This is a genomic window from Vreelandella titanicae BH1 (assembly GCF_000336575.1).
GTDB lineage: Bacteria > Pseudomonadota > Gammaproteobacteria > Pseudomonadales > Halomonadaceae > Vreelandella > Vreelandella titanicae.
Window position 1 is genome coordinate 232,546 of record NZ_AOPO01000006.1, and the last position, 17,030, is coordinate 249,575.

Annotated in this window: 16 protein-coding genes; 14 read left to right on the forward strand and 2 right to left on the reverse strand. The window is 57.0% G+C overall.

Going from position 1 to position 17,030, the window contains the following annotated elements; all coding sequences use genetic code 11:
• The first annotated feature begins 57 nt into the window (after positions 1-57).
• The 12 genes from argS to tatC all read left to right on the forward strand — a co-directional run bounded on the left by argS (position 58) and on the right by tatC (position 10,385).
• Entirely contained in the window at positions 58-1,743 is a 1,686-nt protein-coding gene (gene argS / locus HALTITAN_RS13500; RefSeq protein WP_009287439.1) for an arginine--tRNA ligase, read from the forward strand.
• Positions 1,744-1,746: 3 nt separating this feature from the next.
• Positions 1,747-2,481 (forward strand): SPOR domain-containing protein, encoded by a 735-nt coding sequence (locus HALTITAN_RS13505; RefSeq protein ID WP_039859439.1) that lies wholly within the window; start codon positions 1,747-1,749, stop codon positions 2,479-2,481.
• Positions 2,482-2,619: 138 nt separating this feature from the next.
• A complete protein-coding gene (gene hslV, locus HALTITAN_RS13510; protein ID WP_039859441.1) occupies positions 2,620-3,153 on the forward strand; it encodes an ATP-dependent protease subunit HslV in 534 nt (177 codons plus the stop codon).
• 51 nt (positions 3,154-3,204) lie between these two features.
• The gene (hslU, locus tag HALTITAN_RS13515; RefSeq protein WP_009287441.1) at positions 3,205-4,527 is read left to right on the forward strand and encodes an ATP-dependent protease ATPase subunit HslU; all 1,323 of its coding nucleotides are present in this window, start codon (positions 3,205-3,207) and stop codon (positions 4,525-4,527) included.
• A 112-nt stretch (positions 4,528-4,639) separates the two neighbouring features.
• On the forward strand, positions 4,640-5,023 hold the full coding sequence (locus tag HALTITAN_RS13520) for a gamma-butyrobetaine hydroxylase family protein (protein WP_027958645.1): 384 nt from the start codon (positions 4,640-4,642) through the stop codon (positions 5,021-5,023).
• 149 nt (positions 5,024-5,172) lie between these two features.
• A complete protein-coding gene (gene ubiE, locus HALTITAN_RS13525) occupies positions 5,173-5,928 on the forward strand; it encodes a bifunctional demethylmenaquinone methyltransferase/2-methoxy-6-polyprenyl-1,4-benzoquinol methylase UbiE (protein ID WP_009287442.1) in 756 nt (251 codons plus the stop codon).
• A 37-nt stretch (positions 5,929-5,965) separates the two neighbouring features.
• Positions 5,966-6,622: a ubiquinone biosynthesis accessory factor UbiJ gene (locus HALTITAN_RS13530; RefSeq protein WP_039859442.1), complete on the forward strand. Its 657-nt coding sequence runs from the start codon at positions 5,966-5,968 to the stop codon at positions 6,620-6,622.
• Positions 6,619-8,241 (forward strand): ubiquinone biosynthesis regulatory protein kinase UbiB, encoded by a 1,623-nt coding sequence (gene ubiB, locus HALTITAN_RS13535; protein ID WP_027958643.1) that lies wholly within the window; start codon positions 6,619-6,621, stop codon positions 8,239-8,241. Before HALTITAN_RS13530 ends, ubiB begins: the two co-directional genes overlap by 4 nt.
• Before the next feature lie 31 nt (positions 8,242-8,272).
• Complete coding sequence (locus tag HALTITAN_RS13540) at positions 8,273-8,647, forward strand: phosphoribosyl-ATP diphosphatase (protein WP_027958642.1); 375 nt, start codon at positions 8,273-8,275, stop codon at positions 8,645-8,647.
• Positions 8,648-8,820: 173 nt separating this feature from the next.
• Positions 8,821-9,099 (forward strand): Sec-independent protein translocase subunit TatA, encoded by a 279-nt coding sequence (gene tatA / locus HALTITAN_RS13545; protein ID WP_022522099.1) that lies wholly within the window; start codon positions 8,821-8,823, stop codon positions 9,097-9,099.
• Positions 9,100-9,102: 3 nt separating this feature from the next.
• The gene (gene tatB / locus HALTITAN_RS13550; RefSeq protein ID WP_027958640.1) at positions 9,103-9,597 is read left to right on the forward strand and encodes a Sec-independent protein translocase protein TatB; all 495 of its coding nucleotides are present in this window, start codon (positions 9,103-9,105) and stop codon (positions 9,595-9,597) included.
• Complete coding sequence (gene tatC / locus HALTITAN_RS13555) at positions 9,594-10,385, forward strand: twin-arginine translocase subunit TatC (RefSeq protein ID WP_009287443.1); 792 nt, start codon at positions 9,594-9,596, stop codon at positions 10,383-10,385. Before tatB ends, tatC begins: the two co-directional genes overlap by 4 nt.
• A gap of 81 nt (positions 10,386-10,466) precedes the next feature.
• Here the strand turns inward: tatC and elbB are convergent, their stop codons facing one another.
• The gene (gene elbB / locus HALTITAN_RS13560; RefSeq protein WP_009287444.1) at positions 10,467-11,126 is read right to left on the reverse strand and encodes an isoprenoid biosynthesis glyoxalase ElbB; all 660 of its coding nucleotides are present in this window, start codon (positions 11,124-11,126) and stop codon (positions 10,467-10,469) included.
• A gap of 200 nt (positions 11,127-11,326) precedes the next feature.
• On the opposite strand from elbB, the gene hemB reads away from it, so the two are divergent.
• Together hemB and ppk1 are read left to right on the forward strand one after the other, a co-directional pair.
• On the forward strand, positions 11,327-12,337 hold the full coding sequence (gene hemB, locus HALTITAN_RS13565; RefSeq protein WP_009287445.1) for a porphobilinogen synthase: 1,011 nt from the start codon (positions 11,327-11,329) through the stop codon (positions 12,335-12,337).
• Between the two features lie 107 nt (positions 12,338-12,444).
• Positions 12,445-14,634, forward strand: a complete 2,190-nt coding sequence (gene ppk1, locus HALTITAN_RS13570; protein WP_009287446.1) for a polyphosphate kinase 1 — start codon at positions 12,445-12,447, stop codon at positions 14,632-14,634.
• 64 nt (positions 14,635-14,698) lie between these two features.
• Here the strand turns inward: ppk1 and metE are convergent, their stop codons facing one another.
• Positions 14,699-16,996 (reverse strand): 5-methyltetrahydropteroyltriglutamate--homocysteine S-methyltransferase, encoded by a 2,298-nt coding sequence (metE, locus tag HALTITAN_RS13575; RefSeq protein WP_039859443.1) that lies wholly within the window; start codon positions 16,994-16,996, stop codon positions 14,699-14,701.
• Between the last annotated feature and the right edge of the window lie 34 nt (positions 16,997-17,030).

Sequence of the window (17,030 nt, forward strand, 5' to 3'; positions counted from 1 at the left end):
CGCACCTTTACTGCTGCGCGTTAGCACACGCCGCCACAGACGTAACCGGATACCCACATGAAAGATACGATAGTTTCTCTGCTCGAAGGCGCGATCACCGCGCTCAAGCACCAAGGCGTGCTGCCAAACGACCTTCAGCCCACCATCAAAGTGGATCCTACCAAAGACAAGGCCCACGGCGATTACGCCACCAACTTGGCGCTGATGTTAGCCAAGCCGGCAGGCAAAAATCCGCGTGAATTAGCCAACGCGCTGGTTGCAGCGCTACCCGAAAGCGACGCTATCCAAAAAACCGAGATTGCGGGCCCCGGCTTTATCAACTTTTTCGCCGCCGCCGATGCCGCAGCGCAAATCGTTGCCCAGGTACTCGACTGCGGCGACACCTTTGGCCGCAGCATGGTCGGCAAAGGCGAGAAAGTGCAGGTCGAGTTCGTTTCCGCCAACCCCACCGGCCCGCTGCACGTAGGTCACGGTCGGGGCGCAGCGATTGGCGACTGCCTATGCCGCCTTCTCGAAGCCACCGGTTTTGATGTCACCCGCGAGTTCTACTACAACGACGCTGGCGCCCAGATCGCCAACTTGGCGCGTTCGGTACAAGCGCGGGTGAAAGGCTTAGGCCCTGACGACGATAGCTGGCCCGAAGACGGCTATCGCGGCGAGTATATCGTCGATGTGGCCAACGACTACCTGGCAGGCAAAACGGTCAGTGCCGATGACCGCGAAGTCACTGCCAAAAAAGACCCGGATGATTTAGACGCCATTCAAGAGTTTGCCGTGGCGTGGCTGCGTCGCGAACAGGATCTGGATCTAAAAGCCTTCGGTGTGGAGTTTGACGTCTATTTCCTAGAGTCCTCACTCTATGAAGATGGCAAGGTGGACGCCACTGTTGAAAAACTGGTGAGCGCAGGCCACACCTATGAAGAAGATGGTGCCATGTGGCTACGCACCACCGACTTCGGTGATGACAAAGACCGCGTAATGCGCAAACGCGAGGGTGGCTACACCTACTTCCTGCCTGATGTGGCCTACCACCTGGACAAGTGGCAGCGCGGTTTCAAAACCGTGATCAACGAGCAGGGTGCCGACCACCACTCCACCGTCACCCGCGTACGCGCCGGTTTACAGGCACTGGAAGTAGGCATTCCCAAAGGCTGGCCCGACTACGTGCTCCACCAGATGGTCATGGTTACCCGCTCAGGCGTCGAGGTAAAACTCTCCAAGCGCGCCGGCAGCTATGTCACTGTGCGCGACTTGATCGACGAAGTGGGCCGCGACGCCACGCGCTTCTTCCTCGCCGCCCGCCGCGCCGACTCGCAGCTCACCTTTGATATCGACCTGGCCCGCTCCCAGTCGAATGACAACCCGGTCTACTACATCCAGTACGCCCACGCCCGGGTCTGCAGCATGCTGCGCAAAGCCCAGGATGCCGACCAGCCGTTTGATCACGCCTTGGCACTGGCCAACCTAGCGCTGCTGGACAGCGACCAGGAGAAAGCCGTACTTAACCGGCTAGCGCGCTTCCCTGAAGTAGTGGAAACCGCCGCCAGAAACCGCGAGCCACAGCAGGTTGCCCAGTATTTGCTCGACCTTTCCGGCGATTTCCACACCTGCTACAACGCCGTCAAAGTAATGGTCGAAGACGACACCCTGCGCAATACGCGCCTGGCACTAGGCCTCGCCACCCGTCAAGTGCTGCGCAACGGGCTTGACTTAATGGGGGTTAGCGCCCCAGAGGAGATGTAAGCAATGGCTAGCCCGCGCAAAAAGCCCGCCCCCCGCCGCGGAGCCACATCGCAGCGCAAGTCCAAACGCAGCTCAGGCGGCGGCTTCCGCCTACCCGGCTGGCTGTGGGGCCTTGCCGGTATGGCGGCGGGCTTCTTTTTGGCTCAGCACCAGCACGGCACCGCCCCCTGGCAAGAGCAGAGCGAAGCGCCTCAAGCCACGGTACTGCCCAAGCCCTCGGGTAGCGAAGAGCGCGCCGCCGCTCGGGAAACCGAGGAAGCCGCTGAACCGTCGATGCCGACGTTTGAGTTTTATACCCTGCTGCCGGAAACCGAGGTCATTGCCCCCGGCGTCTCTCTGCCTTCAAGCGTTGTGCGCCCGGAGGCTCCCGAACCGACAGCCGATAGTGCTGCGGCCTCTGGCGCTGCAGGCGACGACCCCATCGCCCAGGTGATTGCCGCCAACACCCGACCTGAAGATCAGGTATCGGCGGCTCAGGAGAATGAAGCGGCCACCAATACCCCAGGGCGCTATATGCTTCAGGCGGCCTCGTTTCGTGAAGCCAGCGACGCCGAACAGCTGCGTGGCCGACTGCGCAATTTAAGCCTGCTGGCGGAAATCAGCGAAGTAAAGGCGGATGGCAATACCTGGCACCGGGTACAAGTGGGGCCTTACGAGGACACCCGTGAGTTGAACCGGGCCCAGGATTTAATGAACACCCAAGGTATCGAGCCCCTGCTTATCCAACTGCAAAACTAATAATCCCTCCTGGATTACCCTGCGGGCGGTTGATTTTTTATCAGCCGCCCGCATTTTGTTGTGAACGCTTAAACAATGGTCGCTTATTGAGTGGCCTGCCAGTCATCGGGAGCTCGCCTCCCCCAAGGAGTTATCTCCATGACCACTATTGTCTCCGTCCGTCGTGGTAATCAGGTCGCCCTCGCTGGCGACGGCCAAGTATCGCTGGGCAATACCGTAATGAAAGGTAACGCCAGCAAAGTACGCCGCCTCTACCGCGGTAAGGTACTGGCCGGGTTTGCGGGTGGCACGGCAGATGCGTTCACGCTGTTTGAGCGCTTTGAAGCGCAGTTGGAAAAGTACCAAGGCCATTTGACCAAGGCAGCGGTTGAGCTTGCCAAAGATTGGCGCACTGACCGGGCACTGCGCCGCCTGGAAGCGCTGCTCGCCGTTGCGGACCACAGCGCCTCGCTGATCATTACCGGTAACGGTGATGTAGTCGAACCCGAGCGCGGCATTATTGCCATTGGCTCTGGCGGCAACTTCGCCCAAGCCAGCGCCCGGGCGCTACTGGAAAATACCGAGCTGTCGGCGCGTGAAATCACCGAGAAGTCGCTTTCGATCGCTGGTGATATCTGTGTATTCACCAACCACCACGTGACCCTCGAAGAGCTGTCGACTGACGATCGCTAATCAACTCACGCGATCCCCAAGCGCCGCTCACTGCACACTAAGGTTACTTATATGACTCAGATGACACCCCGCGAAATTGTTCACGCTCTAGACCAGTACATTATTGGCCAGCAGGATGCCAAACGCGCCGTGGCAATTGCTTTGCGTAACCGCTGGCGCCGTATGCAGCTCGATGACGACCTGCGCCCAGAAGTCACTCCTAAAAATATTTTGATGATCGGCCCCACCGGTGTGGGTAAAACCGAGATTGCCCGCCGCCTGGCCAAACTGGCTAAAGCGCCGTTTATTAAAGTCGAGGCGACCAAGTTTACTGAAGTTGGTTATGTAGGCCGTGATGTAGAGTCGATTATCCGCGACTTAATGGAAGCGGCGATCAAGATGGTGCGCGAACAGGCCAAAGAAGAAGTTAGCCACCGCGCCGAAGATGCTGCAGAAGACCGCGTGCTAGACGCCCTTCTGCCGCCGCCCCGTGGCCAGGAAGACAAGCCGCGGGAAGACAGCGGCACCCGCCAGACCTTCCGCAAGAAGCTTCGCGAAGGGCAGTTGGACGATAAAGAGATCGATATCGAAATCTCTTCCCAGGGCCAAGGCATCGATATCATGACGCCACCAGGTATGGAAGAGATGACCAGCCAGCTGCAGAGCATGTTCTCCAACATGGGCCAGCAGAAGCGTGAAAACCGCCGCGTAACAGTCAAAGAGGCGCTGGTACTGCTGCGCGATGAAGAAGCGGGCAAGCTGGTCAACGAGGAAGAGATCAAATCCCGCGCGGTCTACTCGGTCGAGCAACACGGCATCGTATTCCTGGATGAGATCGATAAAGTCGCCAAGGGTAGCGGCCAGTCCAGCGGTGGCGAAGTCTCCCGTGAGGGCGTCCAACGAGATCTGCTGCCGCTGATAGAGGGTTCCACCGTCTCGACCAAGTACGGCATGGTTAAAACCGATCACATCCTGTTTATCGCCTCCGGTGCTTTCCACCTGTCGCGCCCATCGGATCTGATCCCTGAACTACAGGGCCGCTTGCCGATCCGGGTTGAGCTTGACGCGCTAACGCCCAACGACTTTAAGCGCATTCTCACCGAGCCCTCCGCCTCGCTGACCAAGCAGTACCAAGCGCTGCTGGCCACCGAAGGGCTGGACGTAGAGTTTACTCCCGACGGTATCGAGCGCATCGCTCAGATCTCCTGGCAGGTCAACGAAGGCACTGAAAATATCGGCGCCCGCCGCCTACACACAGTGATGGAGCGGCTATTGGAAGAAGCCTCTTTCCGAGGCGGCGATATGGAGAGCCCGCTGGTAATTGACGGCGACTATGTCAATGCTCAGCTTGGCGAACTGGCGGTCGACGAAGACCTGTCGCGGTATATTTTGTAAGCTGCGTCTGCTGTTATTATCTGCATTGGTACCGTCAGCAACAGCAAGCCCGCTCTTTGCGGGCTTGCTGCTATGTTCATAAGCCATGGACACTTAGCGATGAGGTTTCATCATGAATGCGCCCACCCCCACTAGGGTTCACTACCATAAACAGGCCCGCGAGCTGGAGCTTGGCTACGCCAATGGGGAGAGTTTTCACCTCCCGGTTGAGTTTTTACGCGTCTATTCGCCTTCCGCCGAAGTGCGTGGCCACGGCGGCGACACCGCGGTACTGCAAGTGGGTAAAAAAGATGTCGGCCTGCAAAATATTACTCAGGCGGGCAACTATGCACTGAAACTGCACTTCGATGATGGCCATGACAGCGGGCTATTTAGCTGGAACTACCTGTATGACCTCGCGACCCACCAAGAAGCCTACTGGAACAACTACTTGCAGCGTTTAAAAGAGGCCGGTGCCTCGCGAGAGCCCGCCAGCATTCAATTCAAGCAACTGTGACTACCTGACTCATATCCTATACAAGAAGCCAGGCAGACAAGCCAGGGTGGACAAGGCTACAATGGCGTTAACTTTTAATCGCGTCGATCTCAGGGTCAAAAGACCTAAGGTCGATTTGCCATCGCCTCGAATTCGGGAGCTACTGCCCAATGAGCCCCACAGAAAAACGCACCACTGACTTTGGTTTTCAGGAAGTCCCAGTTGATGAAAAAGCTTCACGAGTGGCCGATGTTTTCCACTCCGTGGCTGCCCGCTACGATGTGATGAACGACCTGATGTCTATGGGCATCCACCGAGTCTGGAAGCGTCTTACCATTGAACGCGCAGGGGTGCGGCCTGGTCACCACGTGCTGGATATCGCGGGCGGCACAGGGGATTTAACGCTTAAGTTCTCCCGTTTGGTTGGCCCCCGGGGCAAAGTCGTACTTGCCGACATCAACGCCTCCATGCTCAAAGTGGGCCGCGACAAACTGATGGATAACGGCGTAGGCGGCAACGTCGAGTATGTTCAAGCCAATGCCGAAAGTCTGCCGTTTCCCGACAACAGCTTCGACTGCATCACCATTGCCTTTGGTTTACGTAACGTCACCGACAAAGACGCCGCGTTGCGCTCCATGGCCCGTGTGCTCAAGCCCGGTGGTCGCCTTTTGGTGCTGGAGTTCTCCAAGCCCAATAACCCGCTGCTCTCCAAGGCCTACGATGAGTACTCTTTCCGCCTGCTGCCCAAAATGGGTGAACTGGTGGCGGGGGACGGCGACAGCTACCGCTATCTGGCGGAGTCGATTCGCATGCACCCGGATCAGGAAACGCTTAAAGCCATGATGGAAGAGGCGGGACTTGAGCGGGTTGAGTACACCAACCTGACCGGCGGTATCGTGGCCCTGCACCGCGGCATTAAACTATGACGTTTTGTGCCCTAACGTTTCCTGCCAAGAGGTCAGCATGCTGGTAACCCCAACCCTGCTGCTGGCCGGTTGTGAACGCACGCTTAACGCTCTACTCGCCCGTGACCCGGCGGCCCCCGCACGGCTAGCGGCACTGGCGGGCAGCCGTCTACTGGTGCGCCTTGAGCAGCCTCACTTAGCGTTGGTCATTCACTACCATCACGCCGGGCTCGACCTGATGCGCGGCGATGACGTTGATGAAACCGACGTAGACGCAGTGGTAGAGCTCACTCCGGAAACGTTTTCCGAGTGGATCAGCGGCGCCTCGATTGAACGCCTTATGTTTGACGGCAAGCTGGCGGTGCGCGGGCGTATCCATCTGCTTGAAGCCACTCGAGACCTGCTCTTCGACCTGGACATCGACTGGGAGAGCGAGCTGGCCCGCTGGCTGGGCGATATGCCCGCCCACTCCCTGGCCGAGGGACTGCGCCGCGCTGCCCGCTGGGGGCTGCGTGCCAAAGACGAGCTGATGCAGGATGTTTCTGAATATGTCTTTGAAGAGGCACGCCTGCTGCCAGGGCGGCAGCAGCGTAGCCTACTGCGCGAGCATCTGACCGAGTTAGAGGTGGCGACCGATCGCCTGGAAGCGCGACTAAACCGCTTACAGCGACGTCTAGAACAGCTACAGCTTGCGCCACAGGAGTCGCGCCCATGAGCCTGCGTCTGCTGCGGATAAGCTGGGTGATCAGCCGCCACCGGCTTGACACACTGCTGCCGCTAGAGCGGCTGCCCTGGTGGCTCCGGGCGCTGCTATGGTTTTCTCCGCTACGTTTGATCCCCGTTGGCAAGCGCTCGCGGGGCGAACGTCTGCGCTTGTCGCTGGAAGCACTGGGGCCGATTTTTATTAAATTCGGCCAAATGCTCTCGACCCGTCGCGACCTGCTGCCAGCGGATATCGCCGATGAGCTGAAACGCCTGCAGGATCAGGTGCCGCCCTTTCCCGGTGATCAAGCCGCCGACCGGGTCGAGAAAGCGCTGGAAATGTCGCTGGAAGAGGCCTTTGCTGAGTTTGACCGAGTGCCATTGGCCTCGGCGTCGATTGCCCAGGTGCACGCGGCAAGACTGCACGGCGGTGAAGACGTGGTGGTGAAAATCATTCGCCCCGGCATTGATCGCGTGATGCGTCAGGATATGGCGCTGATGTACCAAGTCGCCAAGCTATTCTCCAAAATCCCCGAGGCGCGTCGCCTGCGTCCGGTGGAAGTCATTCGCGACTACGAAGCCACGCTGTTTGACGAGCTGGATCTCTACAAAGAGGCCGCCAACACCTCGCAGCTCAAGCGCAACTTCAAAGACTCACCGCTGCTGTTTGTGCCCACCATCTACTGGCCCTTCACCCGCCGCCATGTGATGGTGCAAGAGCGCATTCGCGGTATTCCGGTCGCCGATTTAGATACCCTGATTGCTCGTGGCACTAATTTGAAGAAGCTTGCAGAGCGCGGCGTCGAGCTGTTCTTTACTCAGGTATTCCGTGACAACTTCTTTCACGCGGATATGCACCCAGGCAATATTTTCGTCAACTGTGACAACCCCGAAGATCCCCAATACATTGCCATCGATTGCGGCATCGTCGGCAGCCTGACCCGGGAAGATCAGGACTACTTAGCGCGTAACCTACTGGCGTTTTTCCACCAGGACTATTATGAAGTCGCTGCGCTGCACATCGAATCCGGCTGGGTGGGCGAAAACACCCGCGCTAACGAATTCGCAGCGGCGATTCGCACCGTTTGTGAGCCCATTTTAGAGAAGCCGTTGAAAGATATCTCCTTCGGCCAGGTGCTATTGGGGCTGTTTCAAACCGCGCGGCGCTTTAATATGGAAGTACAGCCGCAGCTGGTACTGTTGCAGAAAACGCTGCTCAATATTGAAGGCCTGGGGCGCCAACTCTACCCGGATCTAGATCTGTGGAGTACCGCCAAGCCCTATTTAGAGCAGTGGATGAAAGAGCGTGCCGGGGTCAGCGGTTTATGGGAGTCGCTGAAGCGCCAGGCGCCGGAGCTTTCGCACCAGTTGCCCGAACTGCCCGTACTGGCTCACCAGGCGCTAAGCCGTATGGAGCACGAGCATCGCCAGCGCCACCAGCAAGTCGAATCGATCAACGACATGCGGGTGCAGATGGCGCGCCAGGGCAAACGCCTCTACCGCCTTCGGCTTGGCTTGATTCTGCTGGCGCTGGCACTGGCGTGGCAGCCATTAAGCGGTTGGATTGCACTTCAGGAGTGGCCGATACTAGCGGCCGCCGCCATTGGCCTACTGCTGCTGGTATGGCAATAGAGTGACGCACTAAACGTTTACGAGGATTCCCATGGACAGCAACGCATTATCGCCTAACAATTCGACTAGCCATACTGATGTGCTGGATACGCTCAATGAGGTGCTAAAGCAGCGACGCCATGCAGCGGCAGAAGAATCTTATGTTGCCTCCTTGCATCATAAGGGTTTGAACAAGATACTCGAAAAGGTAGGCGAGGAAGCAACAGAAACAGTGCTTGCGGCAAAAGATGCCGAGCATGGTAGCGAGGCTGAACGCCAAGCATTGATTTCTGAAACCGCCGACCTGTGGTTTCATAGCCTGGTGATGCTGTCACACCTGGGGATGGATCATCAGGCCGTTTTAGACGAACTGGCACGGCGTTTCGGCATTTCCGGACACGAGGAAAAAGCCGCCCGCCAGCCATAGTTGCCACATAGGGCTGTCGCATAGTGGTAACGCGCGTACTGTAGTACTGCTCCTAGCCATAGGGCTCGTATTCATTGGCTCAGTGGTAAAAGAGATAGCGCTAAAATAGGTAGCACTCACTAAAATAGATAGCACTCAATCGATAGTTAACCTGCTCGCAAGAGGACACGCATATGTTAGGTGGTATTAGTATTTGGCAGTTGCTGATTGTGCTGGGCATCATCATTCTGGTTTTCGGCACCAAAAAACTGCGTAACGTGGGCACCGACCTAGGCGGGGCGGTCAAGGGCTTCAAGAAAGCCATGCACGACGAGGAGAAAAATAAAGAGGCGGACAAAGAGGACGCCGACCAACCCCATGCCAAAGTGAGCCATGAAGAGCCGGGCAACACTTACGACGTTCAAGCCGAAGAGAAACAGGCCGCCCACGACCGCAACGAAGAGCGCAAATAAACCATGCTGGATATCGGCTTTCTTGAACTGATGCTGATTGGCGTCGTCGGGCTGTTGGTGCTTGGCCCGGAGCGGCTGCCCCGCGCCGCCCGTACGACGGGCATGTGGATTGGTAAAATCAAGCGTACGGTATCCGGTATGCAGCGTGAAATCAGCGCCCAACTGGAAGCAGAAGAGCTGCGCCAAAAGCTCAATGAACAGCAAAAGAAGCTCGATGACAGCTTGAAGAAAGCGAAGCTGGACGTAGAGAGCATTGCCGATAGCCCGTCAGACGCTGCACCAGCGCAGCAGAGCGACACTGATAAGAGTGACACTGAGCAGCGCGTTGCCCAGGCCAGCTCTCGATTGGATGACGCCCTGCAAACGGTGCGAGAGGAAACGGTGCGTGAAGAAACACCTCCGTCATCATCTGCCTCGGCTGCGCCCACCCGCGAGGCCGAACCTGAAACGCCTAACCCTGAGTCGGCTGCACTTAATAAGGATCGTAATCACCAATGAGCATGTCTGGCGATTCAAAGGAGCCGCGGGAAGAGCAGAGCCAAGCCCCCCTGATTGAGCACCTGATCGAGCTGCGCTCACGGCTAATGCGCGCCGTGATCGTTATCCTGGTGGTCTTTTTGGGCCTCTACTCCTTTGCCAATGATATCTACACCTTTGTTGCCGAGCCGTTGATGGCGCTGCTGCCCGAAGGCTCGCAGATGATCGCCACAGAAGTCGCTTCGCCATTCTTAGCGCCGTTCAAGCTCACTCTGGTAGTCGCGGTATTTATCGCTATTCCGTTTGTGCTACACCAAGCCTGGGCGTTTATCGCCCCGGGGCTTTACGACAATGAGAAAGCGCTGGCGATTCCGATTCTGGTTTCGAGCATTGCGCTTTTCTACGGCGGCGCGGCGTTTGCCTATTACGTTGTTTTTCCGCTGCTGTTTGAGTTTTTCACCCAAACCGGGCCGGAAAACGTCGCCGTGATGACCGACATTAACCAATATCTGAACTTCGTTCTTAAGCTGTTCTTTGCCTTCGGTGTAGCGTTTGAGATTCCTATTGCGACCTTTTTGCTTATCTTATCTGGCGCTACGTCGGTGGAAAGCTTGTCTAAAAAGCGCCCGTATATCCTACTAGGCTGCTTTGTTGTCGGCATGCTGCTAACGCCCCCGGATGTGATTTCACAGAGCCTACTGGCGGTACCGATGTATCTGCTTTATGAAGTCGGGCTGTTGTTTGGTCGCCTGGTGCGCAAGCGCAAAGAGGAGAAAGAGACTGCCGAAGAGCAAGAAGCAGACCTCTAAGCACTGGGATCAACGTCCAGATATTTAAAAGCCGCCGCCATGATCAATGGCGGCGGCTTTTGTATCAGCACAGTGGCGAGCTTAATCCATCATTTCTGCAATGCGATCCACCAGTTTAAAAATACCAGTTGCGGCTTCGCTGATCCGCGTTGCCAGCATATAAGCGGGTGTGGTGACCACCCGGTGCTCAAAATCCACCACGATATCTTCTACGCTACAGGTGCGGTGTAGCCCACCCATGGCGCTTATCGCCCCGGAAACCGCCGGGTCATTGCCCACCGTTACCGCAATGCCCTCATCCAATAGGCGTGGCACAAGTACGGGGGAAATACACATCAAACCAATCGGCTTGGCCTCTTGGTGAAAGCCCGTCAGCGCCTCTTTTAGCGCTTCTAACACCTGCATATTGTCGCTGGCACTGGCAAAGTCCGAAAGGTTCTTGGCAACGCCAAAACCACCGGGCACAATCACTGCGTCAAAATCATTAGCCACTAATTCACTCAGTGGGCTGATCTCCCCTCGCGCCAAGCGAGCGGACTCCAGCAACACGTTACGCTGCTCGCCCTCCACTACTTCTTGGGTGAGGTGGTTAACCACATGGTGCTGCTCAATATCGGGGGCAAAACAGCGGTATCCAATGCCCAACTGATCCAAGCGCAGCAGGGTTAGCGTGGTCTCATATATTTCCGAGCCATCGTAAACGCCGCAGCCAGCTAAAATCACTGCCACCTGTTTGGTCATGCCTATCTCCTTATCCCAGGGTCTGCCGAACGCAATACAGCAAAGCTGTCGCTCACTTTAGTCAGTCTGCCGTGTCGCCACAAGACGGCTTTCGCCGCAGGGCATGGCTGATATACTGATTCCAGGCCTTCGGGCATGTTGATTTGCGATCCTTAATGTTCACGATCACTGATTTTTACGACCTCTAATGGAGAGCCCTCTTGAGTACACCCACTGCCCGCCACTTTCCCGCCACGCGCATGCGCCGTATGCGCCGCGACGATTTCTCACGCCGATTGATGCAGGAAAACAGCCTGAGTCCATCCGACCTGATTCTGCCCGTTTTTGTGTTGGAAGGTATCAATCAGCGCGAAGCCGTCGCCTCCATGCCCGGCGTTGAACGGCTGTCTATTGATCTGCTGATCGAGCAAGCTCGCGAAGCGTATGAACTGGGCATTCCAGCACTGGCACTCTTTCCTGTGGTTGGCTCCGAGCACAAGAGTGAGTTTGCTGAAGAGGCCTATAGCGCTAGCGGTTTAGTTCAGCGCAGCGTGCGTGCCCTTAAAGAAGCGCTACCCGAATTAGGCATTATCACGGACGTGGCGCTGGATCCTTATACCAGCCACGGTCAAGACGGCATTCTTGACGAACACGGCTATGTCCAGAATGACCGCACAGTGGATACCCTGCTCAAGCAGGCGCTCTCCCATGCCGAAGCGGGGGCCGATGTGGTCGCCCCTTCCGATATGATGGATGGCCGGATTGGTGCGATTCGCCAGGTGTTGGAGCAGGAACATTTACATAATGTGCGTATTATGGCCTACAGCGCCAAGTACGCCTCGCACTACTACGGGCCTTTTCGCGATGCGGTCGGTTCGGCTGCTAACTTGGGCAAAGCGGACAAGCGCACCTATCAAATGGATCCCGCTAACAGCGATGAAGCGCTCCACGAAGTGGCCATGGATATCGCCGAGGGCGCCGACATGGTGATGGTCAAGCCCGGCATGCCCTACCTAGATATCGTGCAGCGGGTAAAAAGCGAACTACAGGTACCCACCTTCGCCTACCAAGTCAGCGGCGAGTACGCCATGCACCGCGCGGCCTTCGACAACGGCTGGTTAGAAGCGGAGCCGGTAATACTGGAGTCGTTGATGTGTTTCAAACGGGCAGGCGCAGATGGCATTCTGACCTACTTCGCCCTAGATGCAGCGCGGTTACTTCAGCAACGCTAAGATGACAACCTGGTGACACCTTTTTGTCATCTTCTCCCCGCATACTGCACTGATATACAAGTATCAGGCTATGATACCTTCGAGCTATCAACGCGGGGAGATCCACTATGGACGAGCAAGCTTCAGATTCCTTACCACTGTCGTCTACCGATCACACCAGCAGCGACGGCGATACGCCGCTACGGATTAACCGTACCCCAACCGGCGTCCAGGCACGTGAAGCACAGCCTGAAACCGACCTCGACGATACCCAGCTCTACTTCAACCGCGAGCTGTCGCATCTACAGTTCAATATCCGCGTCTTGGAGCAGGCTTTAGATGACGCCCACCCACTGCTCAATCGGCTAATGTTCCTGCTGATCTTCTCCTCCAACATGGATGAGTTTTTCGAGATTCGAGTGGCGGGTTTGAAGCATCAAATTGCCCTGGGCGACGACACCACCGCCGCCGATGGCCGCCTGCCCAAAGCGGTGTTGGCGGAGATCTCGCAGCTTGCCCACGCGCAAATTGATCGCCAGTATCAGATACTCAACGACACCTTGTTACCCGCGCTGGAAATCCATGGGCTGCGTTTTCGTCGCCGCGATCAGTGGACTGATGAGCAGAAAGCCTGGGTTAAGGCGTTTTTCGATAATGAAATTATGCCGGTCATTAGTCCGATCGGCCTCGACCCCTCGCACCCTTTCCCGCGTTTAGTGAATAAAAGCCTCAATTTTATTGTTGAGTTGGAAGGCAAAGATGCGTTTGGTCGCGCCGGGGGGATGGCGATTCTTCCCGCGCCGCGCTCGCTACCGCGTCTGATGGCACTGCCCAAGGAGCTCTGCGAGGAGGGATTCTCGGAATATGTTTTCCTCTCTTCGATGATTCATGCCCATGCCGAGGAGCTGTTTCCTGGTATGAGCGTACGCGGCTGCTATCAATTCCGGCTGACCCGCAACGCGGATATGAGCGTTGACCCAGAGGAGGTTTCGGATCTCGCCTCTGCGCTGCGCGGTGAGCTGCTGGCACGCCGCTACGGCAGCGGTGTGCGCCTGGAAGTCGCCGACAGTTGCCCTGATGACTTGACCAACTTTTTGCTGCGCCAGTTTGAACTGGAAAGTGACGACTTATATCGCGTCAAAGGGCCGGTTAATTTAACCCGTATGATGTCGGTACTGGGGGACGTGGATCGCCCCGAACTACTCTATCGGCCGTTCACCCCCAGCATTCCCAAAGCGCTCAAAGCGGGTAGCCTGTTTGAAGCCATCGCCAAGAACGACATTCTACTCCATCACCCTTTCCAGTCGTTTACGCCGATTGAAGACCTGCTGCGCGAAGCCGCCCGGGATCCAAATGTACTGGCAGTGAAGCAGACCCTTTACCGTACCGGCGCAGACTCGGCCATTGTTAACGCACTGGTGGAAGCGGCCAGCCAAGGCAAAGAAGTCACTGTGGTCATTGAACTGCGCGCGCGCTTTGATGAGGCCGACAACCTACAGCTGGCTTCACGCTTGCAAGAAGCGGGGGCAATCGTTGTCTACGGCATTATGGCGTACAAAACCCACGCCAAAATGCTGCACATCGTTCGTCGCGAAAAAGGTGAACTTTGCTACTACGCGCACCTGGGCACCGGTAACTATCACTCTAAAACCGCCAAGCTATATACCGACTACAGCCTGCTGACTGCCAACAAAGCGTTGTGTGCCGATGTTCATAAAGTGTTCCAACAGTTGTCTGGAATGGGCCGCGCACGCAAAATCGACACGCTGTTGCACGCGCCATTCACGCTGCATGAACGGTTGGTGGCAATGATCGATCGGGAAGCGCAGATAGCGCGTAAGGGTAAGCGCGGGCACATCATTATTAAGTGCAACTCGTTAACCGAGCCCAAGCTTATCAAAGCGCTCTACCGGGCCTCACAGGCGGGGGTAGAGTGCGATTTGATTATTCGCGGTATGTGCTGTTTGAAGCCAGGAGTACCGGGCGTTTCCGACAACATTCGCGTGCGCTCGATTATTGGTCGTCTGCTGGAGCATACTCGGGTGTTCCACTTCCACAATGATGGCAAGTCGGAGACCTGGTGCTCAAGCGCGGACTTTATGGCACGCAATATGTTCCACCGTGTGGAGACGTGCTTCCCGCTGCTGGATAAGAAGCTCGCCACCCGGGTACGCAAAGACCTGGAGACCTACCTGGTGGATAACTGCCAGAGCTGGCTGCTCCAGACCGACGGCAACTACCTACTCCAGAATCCGGGCGACAGCGATGCCATTAGTGCCCAGGAAACCCTGCTCTACGCCTATGCATCAAAAAGCTAGGCATCGAAAAGTCAGCACTCCCCCGCTGCTTAGGGCAGCGGGAGGGATTCTGCCCTCTACCCGTTTACGCATAGCGTTGACGTAACACCTTAGCCGCTTCCACCATATTGGCCAGCGCTGGCTCTACTTCCGTCCAACCACGGGTTTTTAAGCCGCAGTCCGGGTTCACCCACAGCCGTTCGACGGGGATTTTTTCCAGGGCTTTCTCCATCAAATCGACCATCCAGCTCACCTCGGGAATATTGGGGGTGTGGATATCGTAAACCCCTGGGCCGATTTCATTAGGATAAGCGAAGTCCTGGAAGGCATCCAACAGGTGCATATCCGAACGCGACGTTTCGATGGTGATGACATCGGCATCAAGTGCTGCAATCGCGCCAATGATGTCGTTGAATTCCGAGTAGCACATATGGGTATGAATCTGGGTGGTGTTGGCCACACCTGCAGCGCTTAGCTGGAAGCTCTCTACCGCCCAATCAAGGTATGATTGCCACTCATCTTGGCGCAGCGGTAACCCTTCGCGTAGCGCTGGCTCATCGATTTGAATAATGTTGATCCCGGCTTTTTCCAGATCCAACACCTCATCGCGCAGCGCCAAGGCAATCTGGCGGCAGGTGGTTTCCCGCGGCTGGTCATCACGCACAAACGACCACTGTAGAATCGTCACCGGCCCTGTCAACATGCCCTTCATGGGCTTATCGGTCAGAGTTTGGGCGTACTCGCTCCAGCGCACCGTCATCGGGGCGGGGCGCGATACGTCACCGAAGATCACCGGCGGCTTCACGCAGCGTGAACCGTAACTTTGTACCCAGCCAAAACGGGTAAACGCAAAGCCTTCCAACTGCTCGCCAAAGTACTCCACCATATCGTTACGTTCGGCTTCGCCATGCACTGGCACATCGATCCCCAGCGCCTGCTGGCGTTCAACGGCGTAGGCAATTTCAACCTGCATACGGGCTTCGTAGTCGGCCAACGCCAGCTCACCAGCCTTAAAAGCGCGCCGGGCGGCACGAATCGCATCGGTTTGCGGGAAAGAACCAATCGTCGTGGTGGGGAATAGCGGCAGCTTAAGCGCGCGACGCTGAGCCTCAGAACGCACACCATAAGGCGCCCGGCGCTGGCTATCGGCGGGGCGAACCGCCGCCAAACGCTCACTGACCTCAGCTTGGTGAATACGCGTTGATTCACGCCGGGCATCCAGCGCCCGTGTGGCCTGATCCAGTCGCTGCTCATCGGCAGGCGTGGCGCGGTTATCGATCAAGCGCGCCAAGGTGACCACCTCGTCAAGTTTCTGCCGCGCGAAAGCCAGCCAGCTGATCAGCTCATCACCAAGCTCCGTCTCCTGGGCCAAATCCACCGGCACATGCAGCAGCGAGCAGCTGGGTGCCAACCAAAGCCGCTGCCCCAGGCGCACTTTCAACGGCAGCAGGCGTTCTCGCAAGGCAGCCAAATCGGCCCGCCAGATATTGCGACCATCGACAAACCCCACCGATAGCACCTGATGGGGGCCAAGGCGATCAATCACACCCTCGACTTGCTGGGGGGCGCGCACGGCATCAATGTGCAACCCTGCCACGGGCAAACGGGTCGCCAATGATAGGTTATCGCCCAAGCCGCCGAAGTAAGTGGCTAGCAATAGTTTTAGCGGCGCAGACTGAAGGCGATGATAGGCACGCTCATAGGCCTGCTGCCATGCCAGCGGCAGATCCTGCACCAGCGCAGGCTCATCCAGTTGCACCCACTCAATGCCTTGGGTGGCAAGCCGCGCTAATATTTCGCCATACACGTCGAGTACGCTGTCGAGCAGCGTCAGGCGATCAAAATCACCGCCCTTGGTTTTGCCAAGCCATAGCCAAGTCAGCGGCCCCGTCAGCGTTACTTTCGGGGTAAAACCCGCACGTAACGCTTCATCCACTTCGTCAAACAGCCGGTTGGATGCCAGAGTAAAGGTTTGCCCTTCGTGCAGTTCGGGGACGAGGTAGTGGTAGTTGGTATCGAAGTATTTGGTCATTTCACAGGCTGCGGCGGGCTCACCGCTGGGGGCTCTACCGCGGGCCATACGAAAGGTGGTGTCGAGATCGATATCGCCACCTGCCACTTCATTATTGGCGTTAAAGCGGGCAGGCACCGCTCCCAGCGCCACTGAAACGTTCAACACTTGGTCGTAAAATGCGAAATCGCCCACGCTAACGAAATCCAAACCCACGTCCTGCTGCGCCTGCCAGTGACGTAAGCGCAACGCACGGCCGGTGCTTTCCAGCTCGCTACGCGTGCACTCGCCTCTCCAGTATGCTTCAGTGGCTTTTTTTAGCTCGCGCTGAGCGCCGATGCGGGGATAGCCGAGAATATGAGAAACTGTCATGATGAACCCTACCAACGTGAAATAATTCACACAG